This window comes from Streptomyces sp. SID5643, assembly GCF_009872555.1.
GTDB classification, from domain to species: Bacteria; Actinomycetota; Actinomycetes; order Streptomycetales; family Streptomycetaceae; genus Streptomyces; species Streptomyces iakyrus.
On record NZ_WWIC01000125.1, the window covers coordinates 1 to 15,240 of the forward strand.

General features: G+C 71.5%; 13 protein-coding genes. 8 read left to right on the forward strand and 5 right to left on the reverse strand.

The window, feature by feature from the left end; translation table 11 throughout:
• Positions 1-186: 186 nt before the first annotated feature.
• The gene (locus tag GTY56_RS15960) at positions 187-744 is read left to right on the forward strand and encodes a TetR/AcrR family transcriptional regulator (protein WP_161366047.1); all 558 of its coding nucleotides are present in this window, start codon (positions 187-189) and stop codon (positions 742-744) included.
• Between the two features lie 202 nt (positions 745-946).
• Here GTY56_RS15960 and GTY56_RS15965 read toward each other — a convergent pair whose 3' ends face one another.
• On the reverse strand, positions 947-1,606 hold the full coding sequence (locus GTY56_RS15965) for a TetR family transcriptional regulator (RefSeq protein ID WP_161366048.1): 660 nt from the start codon (positions 1,604-1,606) through the stop codon (positions 947-949).
• Between the two features lie 158 nt (positions 1,607-1,764).
• Here GTY56_RS15965 and GTY56_RS15970 point away from each other — a divergent pair, with 158 nt between their 5' ends.
• Positions 1,765-3,021, forward strand: coding sequence for a YncE family protein (locus GTY56_RS15970; RefSeq protein ID WP_161366049.1), 1,257 nt, complete (start codon positions 1,765-1,767; stop codon positions 3,019-3,021).
• Here GTY56_RS15970 and GTY56_RS15975 read toward each other — a convergent pair.
• Positions 3,002-4,873: a cellulase family glycosylhydrolase gene (locus GTY56_RS15975; RefSeq protein ID WP_161366050.1), complete on the reverse strand. Its 1,872-nt coding sequence runs from the start codon at positions 4,871-4,873 to the stop codon at positions 3,002-3,004. The two genes, GTY56_RS15970 and GTY56_RS15975, sit on opposite strands and share 20 nt — an antisense overlap.
• 81 nt (positions 4,874-4,954) lie before the next feature.
• On the reverse strand, positions 4,955-6,931 hold the full coding sequence (locus GTY56_RS15980) for a GTP-binding protein (protein WP_161366051.1): 1,977 nt from the start codon (positions 6,929-6,931) through the stop codon (positions 4,955-4,957).
• A gap of 191 nt (positions 6,932-7,122) precedes the next feature.
• On the opposite strand from GTY56_RS15980, the gene GTY56_RS15985 reads away from it, so the two are divergent.
• The 5 genes from GTY56_RS15985 to GTY56_RS16005 all read left to right on the forward strand — a co-directional run bounded on the left by GTY56_RS15985 (position 7,123) and on the right by GTY56_RS16005 (position 11,673).
• Positions 7,123-8,229 (forward strand): XdhC family protein, encoded by a 1,107-nt coding sequence (locus GTY56_RS15985; protein ID WP_161366052.1) that lies wholly within the window; start codon positions 7,123-7,125, stop codon positions 8,227-8,229.
• A 53-nt stretch (positions 8,230-8,282) separates the two neighbouring features.
• A complete protein-coding gene (locus GTY56_RS15990; protein ID WP_161366053.1) occupies positions 8,283-8,615 on the forward strand; it encodes a putative quinol monooxygenase in 333 nt (110 codons plus the stop codon).
• Between the two features lie 130 nt (positions 8,616-8,745).
• The gene (locus GTY56_RS15995; RefSeq protein ID WP_202510258.1) at positions 8,746-9,753 is read left to right on the forward strand and encodes an NADP-dependent oxidoreductase; all 1,008 of its coding nucleotides are present in this window, start codon (positions 8,746-8,748) and stop codon (positions 9,751-9,753) included.
• A 27-nt stretch (positions 9,754-9,780) separates the two neighbouring features.
• Positions 9,781-10,833 carry an alcohol dehydrogenase catalytic domain-containing protein gene (locus tag GTY56_RS16000; protein WP_161366054.1) on the forward strand — a complete coding sequence of 351 codons (1,053 nt, stop codon included), beginning with the start codon at positions 9,781-9,783 and terminating at the stop codon, positions 10,831-10,833.
• 210 nt (positions 10,834-11,043) lie between these two features.
• Positions 11,044-11,673, forward strand: a complete 630-nt coding sequence (locus tag GTY56_RS16005; protein ID WP_237524877.1) for an SMI1/KNR4 family protein — start codon at positions 11,044-11,046, stop codon at positions 11,671-11,673.
• 96 nt (positions 11,674-11,769) lie between these two features.
• On the opposite strand, the gene GTY56_RS16010 is transcribed toward GTY56_RS16005, so the two are convergent.
• Positions 11,770-12,591, reverse strand: a complete 822-nt coding sequence (locus GTY56_RS16010) for a class I SAM-dependent methyltransferase (protein ID WP_161366055.1) — start codon at positions 12,589-12,591, stop codon at positions 11,770-11,772.
• 32 nt (positions 12,592-12,623) lie between these two features.
• Positions 12,624-13,133, reverse strand: coding sequence for a YfcE family phosphodiesterase (locus GTY56_RS16015; RefSeq protein WP_161366056.1), 510 nt, complete (start codon positions 13,131-13,133; stop codon positions 12,624-12,626).
• A gap of 158 nt (positions 13,134-13,291) precedes the next feature.
• Between GTY56_RS16015 and GTY56_RS16020 the strand changes: the two genes are divergently transcribed.
• The gene (locus GTY56_RS16020; RefSeq protein WP_524540107.1) at positions 13,292-15,124 is read left to right on the forward strand and encodes a TerD family protein; all 1,833 of its coding nucleotides are present in this window, start codon (positions 13,292-13,294) and stop codon (positions 15,122-15,124) included.
• Positions 15,125-15,240 lie beyond the last annotated feature (116 nt).

Below are 15,240 nucleotides of genomic sequence, written 5' to 3' on the forward strand. Positions count from 1 at the left end.
TCAAGTGGCTGACGACGACGGACCACAAGACGATCGGCACGCTGTACCTGGCCACGTCGTTCGCGTTCTTCGTCATCGGTGGCGTGATGGCGCTGTTCATGCGCGCCGAGCTGGCCCGGCGGGTCTGCATCTACCCGTCTATACGGCTCCGTATACTTGGCCGGGACATATGAGGGGAGACACGGCATGGGCGCGATCCGCACGCCGCGGGACAAGTGGATCGAGGAGGGGCTGCGGGCGCTTGCCGCCGGCGGTCCCGAGGCCGTCCGGGTCGAGGTCCTCGCCCAGGCGCTCGGCGTCAGCAAGGGCGGTTTCTACGGCTACTTCCGCAACCGTGCCGACCTGCTGGAGGAGATGCTCCAGATCTGGGAGCGAGCGGTCACCGAGGATGTCATCGAGCGGATCGAGCGCGGCGGAGGCGACGCCCGCGAGCGGCTCGGGCGCCTCTTCGACTTCGTGGGGTCGGGCGAGGCACACGTGACCAGCGCCGGGGTCGAGCTCGCGATCCGCGACTGGGCCCGGCGCGACGAAAGCGTCGCACGCTGCCTGCGCCGGGCCGACAACCGGCGCATGGACTATCTGCGCGAGCTCTACGGGGCCTTCTGCCCCGACGAGGGCGATGTCGAGGCCCGCTGCCTGATCACCTTCTCGCTGCGCATCGGGGACCACCTCATCGCAGCCGACAACGGCCCCCGCAGCCGCACGGAAGTCCTCGTCGCGGTCAGGGAACGGCTGTTGAGCTGACAGCCGGTCCGCCCCTGTCCGAGGGGCGCCTCGGTACCCGGCTCGGGCGACCGCCGCCGTCCGGTGCGTGGTCCGCGGTGCCGGTCTCACGGGCGGTAGCCGTGAGCAACTCCGGGAAAGGTCCCGCCCGGCAGGGACCGGGACCGGCCGGAGTCCGGGCGGCGTACGACAGGACACCGCCCCCCGCGTCCTGCACCCACCGTCACCCGTCCGGCGTCCACCCCGGCGGCCGCAGGATCCCCAGCAACTGCCGGACCAGTTCGTCGACGACCTCGTCGAGTGTCGCGTCGACCCAGCCGGCGCTCCAGTCGTGCAGCAGGCCGTTGACGCTGCCGATGAAGCCCGTCGCGGCGAGGCGGTAGTCGCGGGGGGCGGCCTCTCCGCGGGCGGCGGCCGCTTCGGCCTCGGCGCAGATGAGGTCGACCCAGCCGGCCCGGCGGGCGAGCCGCTGCTCCTCCAGACGCGGGCTGACGCCGATGATCTCGACGAAGGTGATGCGGATCCGGCGCGGATCGGCGGCGACGTTCCCGGCGTAGGCGCGGAAGACGGCGGTGACGCGCTCGACGAGCGGCAGGTCCGCGGTGTCCGCGGCCGCCTCCAGCACGGCCGCCTCGGCCCAGCCGTTGACCTGGAGGTGCAGCGCGGCGAGCACGTCCTCAAGGGTGCGGAACTCCTCGTAGAACTGCCGGGTGGAGAGCCCGGCCGTCTCGCTGAGGGCCGCCACCGTAATGGAGCGGAAGCCGGGGGCGTCGCCGAACAGTTCGAGCGCGGCGTCGAGGAACCGCCGGCGCCGTTCGGCCTGCCGTTCCTCCGCGGTCTTGCCGCCGTAGCGGCCGGTCGGCGCTCTGAGTCTGCCCGGCACCGGCTCTCCCTTCGTCGTTCGAACACCGATTTTGTCGTGCACGGCGTCTTGTGGAGAAGGCCACCCCTTCCTTACTTTTCAGTAAGTTGACTTTGAAAGCACGTGTGTTCAGATCTCGCGCGCCCCACAGACCCCCCCCAGCAGAGAGGGGAGCAGTCATGCCCGTCTTCCGACGCCGGCACCTGTGCTCCGTAGCCGCAGCCCTCGCCCTGACCTTCACCGTTTCCGCGACCGCCGCCACCGCGGCCGCCCCGGGCTCCTCCGCCGCGCTGCGCGAGGTGCTGTTCGTGGGCAACAACTGGGACGGCACCGCCGATGTCATCCGGTCCACCGGCGACTTCGCGAAGATCGGCCGGATCGACGTCATCCCCGACAAGGACGAGCGGATGGCGGCGATCAACGCCGACCCGATCAAGTGGATCTACTTCATGGCGATCCGCAACAGCGTGGGCGAGGGCCACGACCAGTTCGTCGACGACATGTACTCGACGCCGGACGGGTCGTCGGTGGTCGTCTCCCGGCCGAGCTTCGCCGACGTCGTGTCGATCGACCTGGCCTCCGGGCGGCTCAACTGGCGCTTCCCCGTGTCCGGTTACCGTTCCGACCACATGGCGGTCTCCCCCGACGGCAAGCGGGTCGCGGTCTCGGCGTCGACCTCCAACACCGTGCACGTCCTGGACATCGTCTCCGGCAGGGAACTGGGCAGGTTCGGCACCGGCGACAAGCCGCACGAGAACATCTTCACCCAGGACGGCAAGTACATCTACAACATGGCGATCGGCGACGTGAACACGCAGACCGACGCCCCGTGGCTGGACTGGACGAAGGGCGACCGGCGCATCACGGTCGTCGACGCCACGACGTACAAGCAGGTCAAGGTCATCGACATGCGACCGCAGCTGGACGCGCTCGGTCTGAAGGACCACTCGGACGCCGTCCGTCCGGCCGTCTTCTCGCCGGACGAGTCGAAGCTGTACTTCCAGGTCTCGTTCTTCAACGGCTTCTTCGAGTACGACATCGCCACCGACAAGGTCACCCGCAGCAAGACCCTGCCGAAGAACCCGGCGACCAGCGACGACCGCACGACCTTCGTCAACGACTCGCGCCACCACGGTATTTCCATGAGCCCGGACGGCCGCAAGCTGTGCGTCGCGGGCACGATGGACGACTACGCCACCGTCGTCGACCGCGCCACCCTCCAGGAGGGCCCGCTCGTCACCGCCTCCAAGCCCTACTGGGCCACGGTCAGCGGTGACGGCAGGTCCTGTGTGGTCTCCGAGAGCGGCACCGACCAGGTCACGGCCATCGACTTCGCCACCGGGAAGAAGATCGTGTCCGTGCCGGTCGGTGACCACCCGCAGCGTGTCCGGCTCGGCAAGGTGCGGGCCGACTGGACTAGCCCTTCCGCCGGTTGACCTCCTTGGCCGCCCAGGCCGCCAGTTCGGAGCGGGCCGCGGCGAGCAGCTCCGCCGAGGGAGCCGTCGCCCCGTTGGTCACCAGCGCGTAGTGCAGGACGCCCGGGTCCGGCGCGGTGAGCAGCAGGCGGCGGCTTCCCGTACCGCCGGGCTCCTGGGCCACACCGACCGGGGTCGATGCGGTGTACGCCGGCGGGCCATGGACCGTGCCCAGGTCGGAGACGACCGTGGTGGAAGCGGCCGGGAAGCTCGCCGGGAGGTGCAGTTCGGTGGGTGCCGGGCCGCCGCTGGAACGCCACAGCAGCAGCCCGTACTGCCCCGACCCCACGAGTCGTTGCACGTTCGGCAGGGAGCCGGGCACCGGGTTCCAGGTCAGGGTCGTCGAGCCGTCCCGGGAGCGGTCCTCGTAGGTGAAGCCGACGGTCTCACCGGCCGTGGCGCTCGGGTAGAGGCGGTCCAGGAGCCGGGCGTCCTGGCGCAGCACCGGTGCGCCGGAGTCGTCGAGGCGTACGGCGGAGAGGTCCTCGTCGTTCCAGGCGTCGCCGGCGGTGAGGACCTTGCCGGGGTTGCCGTTCATCAGCTCGCGGTGGCGGCCGTTGTAGATGTCCCACTGCCACTGGGAGCCGGAGAGCACCGGTCCCGAGGCCGCCGGGTCGGTCCACCAGTCGGCGCCCTTGAGGCGGGAGTCGAGGGCCTGGTACATCGCCTTGAGGACCGTCGGCGCCTTGTCGGAGACGTTGCCCGCGAGCGGGTGTCCGAACTCGCTGACCACGGCGGCCGTCCGCGCTGCGGCGGCCCGGTCGCGGACGGTGCGGAAGTCGCCCGCATACTGGCCGTCGGCTGCCTTGCCCCACATGAAGACGCCGGAGATGGCCTTCTGGTCGTAGAAGTGGGTGTTGAAGACGTAGCGCGGTCCGAGGGTGCCGGCGTCCAGCAGGCCGCCCTCCTGCCTCTGGAAGTCGAGGTTGGCGTTCCAGAAGAGGTTCGGCTCCACGAACGCGGGCTTGTCACGCCAGCCGGCCGTGTCCATGCGGGCCCGGAACTTCTCGTAGAAGGGCCAGAGGACGCCCCTCTCCCAGGCGCGGCTGGTCTGTCCGGAGTCGTAGACGCCCGCGTGCGGTTCGTTGTAGGGGTCGAAGCCGGCCATGCCTTTGAACTGGTCGGCGCTCAGGTGCTGTCGCACGTACCGCATGGTCTTCTCAGCGGTGGCGAGGAAGGCGTCCTGCACGCCGTGGGCGTTGTGCCAGAAGTCGTACGTGGCGCGCTTCACGGCCTCGTTCTGGGTGATGTTCTGCCCCCAGAAGAGGCAGATCCCGCAGGACTCGTCGGGGTACTTCCCGGCGTCCACCGCCCACTTGGGGGCGCCGTCGCCCGTGTACCAGCTGTCGGCGTCGAACAGGTGCCGGGAGTAGAGGTCCTGGTGGAAGTCGGGGTAGACGCGGATGCCCGCGTCGAGGAAGGCCTTCATCTGGTCGGTGGCGGCGGCCAGGTAGGCCGTGTCCACCTGGCCGCGCTCGGGCTCGGCGTAGGCCCAGGAGAGCAGGAAGCGGACGGTGTTGCCGCCGCCGAGGGTGCGCAGCGCGGTCGCCGACTTGCGGGCGTCGGCGACCGAGGCGAAAGGCAGGCCTTTGTTCTCCGCGAGCTTGGTCTCGCCGGAGACGTTGTAGCCGCGCAGCACGATCTCGCGGCCGTGGGCGTCGGTGAAGCGGCCGTCCCGCACGGTGACGGTGGGGTCGTCGAACCAGAGGGAGCCGGGAGGGGGCGCGGCGGTGGCCGGCGGGACGCCCGCCACCGACACCGAACCGAAGAGGACGATCAGGACGACCAGGAGTCGCGCTCGGATAGTCGGCATGTCCACTACAGTCCGGCGATATCAGGACACCGTCAACACCCCTGACTCTGGAGTAAGTTCCGTCCGGACAACCCTCACACGTCAGCCACCGACCCTCCGTGTCACGTTCAACAAGTACTCCTTCCTGTTCAGCGGGTTGTGGTCGGTGCGCGGGCGCTCGGGGATCGTGCCGTGGGTGACGGGCGCGTAGTGGGCGAAGCAGCTCTCCAGCTCGACCTCGCCCCGGGTGAGTCCCGGCAGCCGCTGTCCGAGGGCGTGCACCCGGGCGGCCGGCACGGTGCCTTCGAGGACACAGACCTCGCCCCGGGTCCGGGTCGCCTCGGGTACGGCCGCGAGCTGGGCCAGGACCGGCAGCAGGGCGCCGAGGGTGTCGGCGGGCGCCTCGACGCGGAAGCGGTGCAGCGGCTCGTGGACCCGGGTCCCGGCCCGCCGCAGCGCCTCGATCAGCACCAGCGGGGTCACGCCGCGGAAGTCGGCCCCCGTGCTCGACATGCTCTTGTCGAAGCCCTGGTGGGCGTGGCTCTGCCGGGGCGAGTAGCCGCTGTGGGTCATGGTGACCACGCAGTCGGTGACCTGCCAGCCGTGCAGGCCCTGGCCGAGGGTCTCGCGCACGGTGTCCTCGACGGCCTTGAAGAAGGCGTACGGCATCGACCCGAGCTCCACCTCCAGCCGGAAGTGGACACCCGATCCGACCGGCGCGGGGTCGACACGCAGGCCGACCGTCGCGAGGAAGGGGTTCGGGTCCTTCTTGTTGAACTCCACAGCCCGCCCGGTGCCGACGGGCCGTTCGATGCACAGCGGCGTCGTCTCGCGGAAGCCGACGTCGAGGCCGTACTCGTCGGCGAGGGTGGCCTGGATGACCTCCTTCTGCACCTCGCCGTAAAGGGAGACGGAGGTCTCCCGGCGGCGCTCGTCGTGGCGCAGGCCGATCAGCGGGTCCTGCTCGGCGAGCTGGGTGAGGGCGAGGTGGAGCGCTCCCCGGTGCGCGTGAGGGCCGGGGACGACGACCGTCTCCAGGGTCGGCGGGGCGAAGACGTGCTCGTACGCCTTGCGCGGTTCGCCGATCGCATCGCCGATCCGGATGTCCGCGAGCCCGGTGATGCGGGCGATCCGGCCGGCCGCGACGGAGTCCGCACGGGTGTCCGTGCCGTGCCCGAAGACGCTGATGCCGGTGACCCGGCCCTCGGCGCCGTCCGTGCCGAAGGGGACCCGGTCGCGGGTGTGCAGCGTCCCGGAGAACATCCGGGCGTAGGCGACCTTCTCCCCCGCCGGGCCCCGGTCGACCTTGAACACCGTGGCGGAGACCGGCCCGTCCGCATCCCCCTGCGCCGCAGGCAGCAGCGTCTCGATGCCGGACAGGAGCGCCGCCACGCCCGCGCCCGTCGTGGCGGACCCGAAATACACCGGGTGGACGAGCGCCTCCCGGGTCTGCGCGACGAGGGAGCCGTGCAGCAGGGAATCCGTGACCGTGTTCTCGACGTACGCGGCCAGCAGGACGTCGTCGTGCCCGGTCAGGACGTCGAGGGCGCCGACCGCCGGTCCGGGGGCTGGCGTGAAGCGGGCCGCGCGGGTACCGAGCCCGGTGGCGGTGCCCATCGGCACGATCGCGGGGGTCAGCCGGGCTGCGATCTCCCGCAGCACCTCGTCGTGGCGTGCCCCGCTCCGGTCGATCTTGTTGACGAAGAGCAGCGTGGGGATGCGCAGCCGCTGGAGCGTCCGCATCAGCACACGCGTCTGCGCCTGCACGCCTTCGACGGCGGAGACGACGAGAACGACGCCGTCCAGCACGCCGAGGACACGCTCCACCTCGGCGATGAAGTCCGGGTGGCCGGGGGTGTCGATGAGGTTGACGGTCACGCCGTCGAGCGGGAACGAGACGACGGCGGACTTGATGGTGATGCCGCGCTGCCGCTCCAGGGCGAGGGTGTCGGTGCGGGTGTTCCCGTCGTCGACACTGCCGATCTCGTCGATCACCCCGGCCGAATGGAGCAGCCGCTCGGTCAGGCTGGTCTTACCCGCGTCGACATGGGCGAGAATTCCAAGGTTGAGCATGTGCACGAAGCGTCATGTCCTTCGGAGAGAGGTCCGTTCCTGGCTGGGGGGACATGCACGCAGTGCGCATTCGGAACTCCTCCGGATTCGGTGACGTCGCTGACCTGTGCAGTGCACCAGACCGGCACGCGGAGTCACAACGGAATTAACCGCCGCCGGGGTACCCGGCGGGGTGCGCGCAAGGAGAGGAGCGGCTCGTGCGGGACGTTCTCCCGGTGCTCGGCCGCTGGTACGCGGCCGGGGCCCCGTTCGGCCTCGCGACGGTCGTCGGCGTCAGTCGCAGCGCACCGCGCGACCCGGGCGCGGCGATGGCGGTGGGCCCGGACGAGGAGGTCGTGGGCAGTGTGTCCGGGGGGTGCGTCGAGGGGGCCGTGTTCGAACTGGCGCAGGAGGTCGCCGCGGGCGGCGAGGCCCGCCTGGAGACCTTCGGCTACAGCGACGAGGACGCCTTCGCGGTCGGCCTGACCTGCGGCGGCGAGATCACCGTCCTGGTGCGCGCGGTCACACCCGGGCGGGATCCCGGCTTCGGCGCGGTCGTGGACTCGGTCGCGGCGGGTGAGCCGGTCACGGTGGCGACCGTGACCGACGGGCCGGCGCCGCGCGGGGCGTCCCTCGCCGTCTGGCCGGACCGGACCCTCGGCACGCTCGGCGCGAGCGGCCTGGACGCGGCCGTGACCGCCGACGCCCGCGGCGAACTCGCGCTCGGCGCCACCGGCCTGCGGCACTACGGGCCCGAGGGGCAGCGCCGCGAGGACTCCGTGAGCGTGTTCCTGCAGTCCTTCGCACCGCCGCCCCGGATGCTGGTCTTCGGCGCGATCGACTATGCGGCGGCCGTGGCCCGCATCGGGGACTTCCTCGGCTACCGGGTCACCGTCTGCGACGCACGCCCCGTCTTCGCCACGCCCCGGCGCTTCCCCGAAAGCGTCGAGGTGGTCGCGCAGTGGCCGCACCGCTATCTGCGCGAGACCGACACGGACGAGCGCACCGTCATCTGCGTGCTGACGCACGACCCGAAGTTCGACGTGCCGCTGCTGACGGAGGCCCTGCGCCGACCGGCCGTCTACATCGGGGCGATGGGCAGCCGCCGCACCCACGCCGAGCGGACCCGACGGCTGGCCGAGGCCGGGCTGACGGAGTCCGAACTGTCCCGGCTGCGCTCACCGGTCGGCCTCGACCTGGGGGCCCGTACGCCCGAGGAGGTGGCGGTGTCCGTCGCCGCGGAGATCGTGGCACTGCGCTGGGGCGGCAGCGGAGCGCCGCTGACCGCGACGGAGGGGGCGGTGCATCCGCACCGATCCTCCTGATCCGGGTTCGTACGATCGTGTGGCCCCATCAGCACACCCGAGAAGGGAAATCCATGATCTTCATCACCGCGAAGTTCCGCGTCCGTCCCGAGCACGCCGACCGCTGGCCCGAGATCACCGCCGACTTCACCCGGGCGACGCGCGCCGAGCCCGGCTGCCTCTGGTTCGACTGGTCGCGCAGCGTGGACGAGCCGTCGGAGTACGTCCTGGTCGAGGCGTTCCGCGACGACGAGGCCGGAGCCGCACACGTGCAGTCCGCGCACTTCAAGGCCGCGCAGCGGACGCTGCCTCCGCATCTGGCCGAGACGCCGCGCATCGTGAACGCGAACGTCCCGCAGGACGACTGGTCGCTCCTCGGGGAGATGGCGGTGCCGGGACAGGAGTAGCTCCTGCCCGGGACCGGCACCGGCACGATCCGTAAGTCGTGACGGATCGGCTCTTGCCCCGGACGGCGGGCACCCGTACGCTCACAGCCGTACCGACTGGACGGTATGCAGCCGAGGAGAGGCTCCGGAGATGAGCACGATGAACCGCCAGATACGCCTGGCAGCGCGTCCCGTGGGGGAGCCGCGCCCCACCGACTGGCAGCTCGCCGAGGAGCCGGCCGGGCAGCCGGGCGACGGCGAGTTCCTGGTGCAGGTGCTCTGCCTGTCGATCGACCCGGCGATGCGCGGCTGGATGAACGCGGGCCGGTCCTACATCCGCCCGGTGGAGATCGGCGAGGTGATGCGCGCCGGCGCGGTGGGCAGGGTGGTCGCCTCCCGGCACTCCGGGTTCGAGGTCGGCGACCATGTGTCGGGCACGTTCGGCGTGCAGGAGTACTGCGTGTCGGACGGGCGCGGCGTGACCAGGGTCGACCCCGCGGCGGCTCCCTTGCCGACCTATCTCGGCACGCTCGGCATGTCCGGCCTGACGGCCTACTTCGGCCTGATCGAGGTCGGGCGTCCCGAGCCGGGGCAGACCGTCGTGGTCTCCGGAGCGGCCGGGGCCGTCGGCAGCGTCGTCGGGCAGATCGCCAAGATCCTCGGCTGCCGGGTCGTCGGCATCGCGGGCGGCGAGGCCAAGTGCCGCCTGGTGGTGGACGAGTTCGGGTTCGACGCGTGTATCGACTACCAGGGCGAGGACGTCCGCAAGGCCCTGCGCGAGCACGCCCCCGACGGCGTCGACGTGTACTTCGACAACGTCGGCGGCGACGTTCTGGACGCCGTGCTGCTGCGGCTGGCGCGCGGCGCCCGCGTGGTCGTCTGCGGCGCGATCTCCCAGTACAACAGCACCAAGCCGCAAGGCCCCGCCAACTACCTGTCGCTGCTGGTGAACCGCGCCTCCATGACGGGCATCGTGGTGTTCGACTACGCCGACCGGTACGCGGAGGGCATCGCGCAGATGGCCACGTGGCGTGCCGAGGGCCGGCTGAAGTCCCTGGAGGACGTGGTGTCCGGCTCGGTCGCGGCGTTCCCCGAGACCCTGATGCGCCTGTTCCGCGGTGACAACCACGGCAAGCTGGTGCTGAAGATCGCGGACTGACCGGGGCCGAGGGGAGGGAGAGACCCGATGAAGGCACTGACGTACCACGGCCGTCACGACATCCGCTACGGCGAGGTCCCCGACCCGGCCGTCACCAGCCCCGCCGACGCGGTGGTGCGGGTGACCGCGGCCGGTATCTGCGGCAGCGACCTGCACATCTACGGCGGCAACGCCTTCAGCCCGGACCTGGGTTACCCACCGGGACACGAATGCGTCGGCGTGGTCGTCGACACCGGTGGCGAGGTCACCCGGTTCAAGCCCGGCGACCGGGTTCTGGTGCCGGCCTCCGTCGGCTGTGCGCAGTGCGGGCAGTGCGCGGCCGGGTTCACCGCCCGCTGTGAGCGCGCCACGTCGAGCACGGAACTCTGCTACGGAGTGAGCCGGAAGCTCCCGGGCAGCCAGGCTCAGCTGCTGGCCGTGCCCTGCGCCGACGTCAACCTGGTGCACCTGCCCGAGGACATCTCCGACGCCGCCGCCGTCGTCCTGACGGACAACGCCCCCACGGCCTGGTACGGCTGCCGCCGTGCCCGCATCCAGCCCGGCGAGACCGTCCTGGTCATCGGCCTCGGCCCGGTCGGCCTCATGGCCGCCCAGTCCGCCTTCGCGATGGGCGCGGCCCGGGTGCTGGGCGTGGACCTGGTCGCGGAGCGCCGCGCTTTCGCCGCCGGGCTGGGCGTCGAGCCGGTCGAGGGGGACGACGTGCGGGCGGCCGTCCGGGACATGACCGCCGGCCGCGGCCCGGACGCCGTGGTGGAGGCGGTGGGTTCCGACGCCACCATCCAACTCGCCCTCAAGTCCGTCCGGCAGGCCGGCCGGGTCAGCGTCATCGGCGTCAGCCAGAACAAGTCGTTCCCGTTCCACATGTACCTGGCGCAGGTCAAGGAACTGGAGTTCGCCATCGGGCTGTGCTCGGTGCACTACGAACTCCCTCCTCTGATCGCCCTGACCCGGGCGGGCCGGCTCCGGCCCGAGGTCGTGGTCTCTCACCGCTTCGCCCTCTCCGAAGGCCCGGCCGCGTACGAACTGTTCGCAAGCCGCTCCGACGGCGTCCGCAAGATCCTCCTCGACCCGTCCGGGTGACCGCTCCGGGCCTTTCACTCGCTGAGCACGGTCTCCCAGTGAGCCGGTCTTGAGTTCACCTCTCGCCACGTGAAGCCGCCGAAATACCGCAGAGCGCGCGGTGAGCCATGACGGCACGGGTCTTCTCGATCTTCACATCCCAAGAACAGGCATGACCGTCGTCATGTCACGGCGCAACACCGTGGATCGCTCATGTCTACCCTCCCTCGTATGACGATCGACTGGATAGCGGAAGCCGGACGCGTGGAGCGGGGACGCCGCTTCGATGAGCTGAGCCGTCCGGCTTGGGAGCAGTACAGGTCTCCAGCACCACCGCCGTTGTCCGAATCCGAGGTTCGTGAGGCGGAGGAAGGGCTGGGGATCACGTTCCCGGTCGAGTACCGGGACTACCTGCTCCGGCACAGTGCCGGCGGCACTGTGAACCGCCTGTGCCGAGGCACGGCAGGGTGGGGCTGGCACGGAGACTCGAGCACCAACTACGACCTGCTCGCCACGGCTTTCCCCCATCCCGACTCCTACCGTGCTTACGAGGACGAGCTGGACGACCGTGAGCCGCTCGAGGAAGACTTCCCGGACCACGACGCCTACCAGGTGGCATGGAACAACTGGGACGCTGAGTACGCGGTGCTCCAGGAACGCAAAACATCCGGAGCTGTGTTCATCCAAGAGAACGGCTGCGGCTTCTCCACCCTGCTCATTGTCACTGGCCCGCACCGGGGCACGATGTGGTTCGACGGCCGGGCCACTTGCGACCAAATCCTTCCACTGAGCCTGGACGATCGACCCGTGTCGTTCGCAGCCTGGCTCGGCCGGAGCTCCATGGATCTGCTCGACTGGTAAATGCCGCGGAACCGCCACCGGACGGGTGCGGCCCGGGGCTCACGGGCAGGCACCACCGAGGGGAACCCGCAGCCACATCGATTGCGGGTCAGGCCGTTAGACGGGTCGCTGGGAGCCGTCACCTGCCGGTCTGCGGCCCCACGCCGAGATCATCGGCGCGGTGGCGAGGTCCAGGCGTCCCGCCTCGACGGCGGCGAGATGCCCGTCGATCTCCTCGTCCGTGGCGAGGCCGGCGGCGACGAGCCGGTCCCGCACCTGCCGGACGGTGGCCGCCTCCAGGGCGTCGCAGGCGGGTGAGGTGACCGGGAAGTAGGCGTCGGCCGCCACGTCCACCAGGCCCGCCTCGCGCAGCAGCCGCGGCAGTCTGCGCCCGTAGGACAGATCTGCGCCGCGCTGCCGCAGCAGTTCGCGGAAGCCACTGCGGAGCCGGTTGGCCCGCTCCTGCTCGGGGCCGTGCTCGTCGGGGCAGATCAGCGGCTGCAACGCGGGATCGGCGTCCTCGACCAGCAGCAGCCCGCCCGGGCGCAGCGCCCGGATCATGGCGCGCAGCGCGGCGTCGCGCTCGGTGACGTGGACCAGGACGAGCCGGGCGTGCACCAGGTCGAAGGGGCCGGGCGGAGGGTCGTCGCGGCCGACGTCGTGCCGGAGCACCTCTACGCCCTCGGTGGCGGCCGTACCCGTCCAGGACACGTCGATGTCGGTGGCGACCACGCGGCCGCCCGGCCCGACCCGCTCGCGCAGCCACGCCGCCACGCTCGGCCCACCGGCCCCGACCTCCCAGCACCGCCACCCCTCGGCGATCCCGGCCGCTTCGAGGTGCCGGAACGTCGAGGCGTCGAAGAGGGCTGCCAGCGCGTCGAAGCGCGTTCCGGCCTCGGACTGCCGGTTGTCCAGGAGGTACCCCTCGTCCTGAGCCATGCGGCGATCATGTCACGGGCCTGCCCCGCGGCTCAGCGCGGTGCGCGCGGCGGCAGCCGGTGCAGTTCCACGTCCGTGAGCAGCCCGTCGGCGACCGTGGCGGTCATGTACGTGCAGTGCGGCTGGCGCCGGCGGTCCGTCGGGGAGCCCGGGTTCAGCAGGCGCAGGCCGGTGGGGGCGGTGGTGTCCCAGGGGATGTGGCTGTGGCCGAAGACCAGCACGTCCAGGCCGGGGAAGCGGGCGGCGCACCGCTGCTCCCGGCCCTGCTTGGCGCCCGTCTCGTGGATCACGCCGAACCGCACCCCTTCCAGCTCCGCGTACGCCACCTCCGGCAGCCGGGCACGCAGCTCCGGCCCGTCGTTGTTGCCGTACACCCCGACAAGCCGCCGGCAGCGGGCCTCCAGCAGATCGAGCGTCCCGGAGTCGACCCAGTCCCCGGCATGGAACACGACGTCGGCGTGGGGGATTTCGGCGAGCAGGGCGTCGGGAAGGGCCTTGGCGCGCCGGGGCAGGTGGGTGTCGGACATCAGGAGCAGTCGCACATCATCACCCTAGAGGTGTCGTTCGATATCCACTTATACGGATGAATCGACATCCGGGTTGAAGAGCCGGTGAAGATCCCTCCATCCTTCCTCCATGTCTCTCCTCTCCCCTGCCTTCGACGATCCCGGCCTGCGCGCCTACGCCCCACGACTGGGCCGTGCTCGACGTGGAGACGTCGGGACTCGTCGCCCGTCGAGACCGGGTGCTGTCGGTGGCCGTGGTGGTGCTGGGGCCGGACGGGGAGCAGACGGAGGAGTTCTCGACGCTCCTCGACCCCGGATGCGATCCCGGGCCGGTGCATGTCCACGGGCTCACGGCCGAGAGGCTGCGCGGCGCGCCGGTCTTCGACCAGGTCGCGCCGCGCATCGCCGAGATGCTGCGGGACCGGGTGCTCGTCGCGCACAACGCGCAGTTCGACTACGACTTCCTCGCCCACGAGTTCGCCCGCGCCGGCACCGCGCTGCCGGTGGCCCGTCGCCTGTGCACCCTCGCCCTGAACCGCCGGGTCGACCCGCCGACCGAGGATCTCAGGCTGGGCACGCTCGCCGCCCACTACGGCGTCCCCCAGGTCAGGGCGCACGACGCGCTCGACGACACCCGGGTGCTGGCGGGCGTGCTGCGTGCCTCGCTGCGGGAGGCGGCGCGCCTGGAACTGCCGTTGCCGTTCGTGTCCTGCCCGCCCCGCCAGGACCCCCGATTCGCTCCCCGGACGCCCAAGACGCCGTGCGCCTACCGCAATCCGGGGCGGCCGGAGCCGGGCGGGCCACTGGTGCAGGGCATGAAGGTCGCGATCACCGGTGAGACGCTGACGCCGCGCGCGGAGCTGGAGCGGCAGGCCGTCGGGGCCGGACTGAACGTCATGGCGTCCGTCAGCCGGCACACCAGCGCACTGGTCACCAACGACGCCTCGTCCGGCTCCGGCAAGGCACGTCGCGCGCTGGCCGAGGGCGTGCCGGTGCTCGACGAGGCCACGTTCGTGCGGCTGCTGGGGGACGTACGGCCGGGGACGCCGCACGAGCGGACACGAAGCCCGGAAGCCGCGATCCCCTCCCCCGCGCCGCCCCCCGCCCCGGCCCGCGTCCCGCAGCCGGTCCAGGAGTCCGCACCGCCCGCCGCCGTCCTCCCCGGACCGGCGTCACCGGCGCCGGCCCCGCCACCGCGTCCGGCACACCCGGCCGCCCAGGACCGTCCCCTCTCCGGGCGGCGCGTCCTGGTGCTCGGCGGCACGCACCCCGACGCCGTCGCGGCCCGCGGCCGGATCGTCGAGCTCGGCGGAGCAGCGGCGATCAACCTCTCCTCCAGCGTCACCGACGTCGTACTCCTGGAGGGCGGCGAACGGGACCGCCGGATGAAGCGGATCACCGCCCTCGCCTTCCCCACGCACGAGGCGGCGTGGCTCGACGCCCCGGTCATCACCCCGCTCGCCCGGCGGGGCGGCGGGCCGGCGGCACCGAAAGTCCTCCCGCGCGGCGGTGTCATCGACCTGCCGCAGCCGAGCGGACCCTCCGCCGCGGTCCCCTGGACCGTGACCGCGGCCTGGGCGCAGCAGACGGCGTGCGAGATCGACGTGGTCGCGTTCGTCGTCGACGAGGACGAACAGGTCTGCTTCGACGAGGACTTCGTCTTCTACGGCGCGCCGGAGAACCCGGGCGGGACGGTGCGGCTGCACAGCGACGGGCCGACCGAGCAGACGATCGGCGTCGATCTCGCCGCACTGCCGCCCTCGGCCCGCAAGGTCGTGGTCGCCGCCGCCATCGACGGCTCGCCCACCTTCGGTGACGTCGGCGCGATCCACATCAGCTCCGGGCCGGGCCCCAGCGCCGCACCCCTGGTCCAGGCCACTCTGGACGCCGCGACCACCGAACGCACCCTGCTGCTCGCCGAGCTCTACCGCCGCGGCCCCCTGTGGCGCCTGCGCACGGTGGGGCAGGGGTACGACCAAGGTCTGGGCGCCCTGGCCCGGGGCTACGGCGTGGAGGTCGCCGACTGAAGCGCCCGGCCGAACCAGGTTGACCGCGAACAGACAGACTGCGCAGCTCAGTTGCCCGCGGGCACAGATGATCACGGCGAGGTCTCGAAAGGTGAGGCGGCCTCGCCGAGCGGGTT

What these genes read in the sequence shown, in the direction of transcription:
- GTY56_RS15960 (WP_161366047.1), top strand. Translation starts at nt 187, where the DNA reads ATGGGCGCGATCCGCACGCCGCGGGACAAGTGGATCGAGGAGGGGCTG.
- GTY56_RS15970 (WP_161366049.1), top strand. Translation starts at nt 1,765, where the DNA reads ATGCCCGTCTTCCGACGCCGGCACCTGTGCTCCGTAGCCGCAGCCCTC.
- GTY56_RS15975 (WP_161366050.1), bottom strand. Translation starts at nt 4,873, where the DNA reads ATGCCGACTATCCGAGCGCGACTCCTGGTCGTCCTGATCGTCCTCTTC.
- GTY56_RS15990 (WP_161366053.1), top strand. Translation starts at nt 8,283, where the DNA reads ATGATCTTCATCACCGCGAAGTTCCGCGTCCGTCCCGAGCACGCCGAC.
- GTY56_RS15995 (WP_202510258.1), top strand. Translation starts at nt 8,746, where the DNA reads ATGAGCACGATGAACCGCCAGATACGCCTGGCAGCGCGTCCCGTGGGG.
- GTY56_RS16000 (WP_161366054.1), top strand. Translation starts at nt 9,781, where the DNA reads ATGAAGGCACTGACGTACCACGGCCGTCACGACATCCGCTACGGCGAG.
- GTY56_RS16005 (WP_237524877.1), top strand. Translation starts at nt 11,044, where the DNA reads ATGACGATCGACTGGATAGCGGAAGCCGGACGCGTGGAGCGGGGACGC.
- GTY56_RS16010 (WP_161366055.1), bottom strand. Translation starts at nt 12,591, where the DNA reads ATGGCTCAGGACGAGGGGTACCTCCTGGACAACCGGCAGTCCGAGGCC.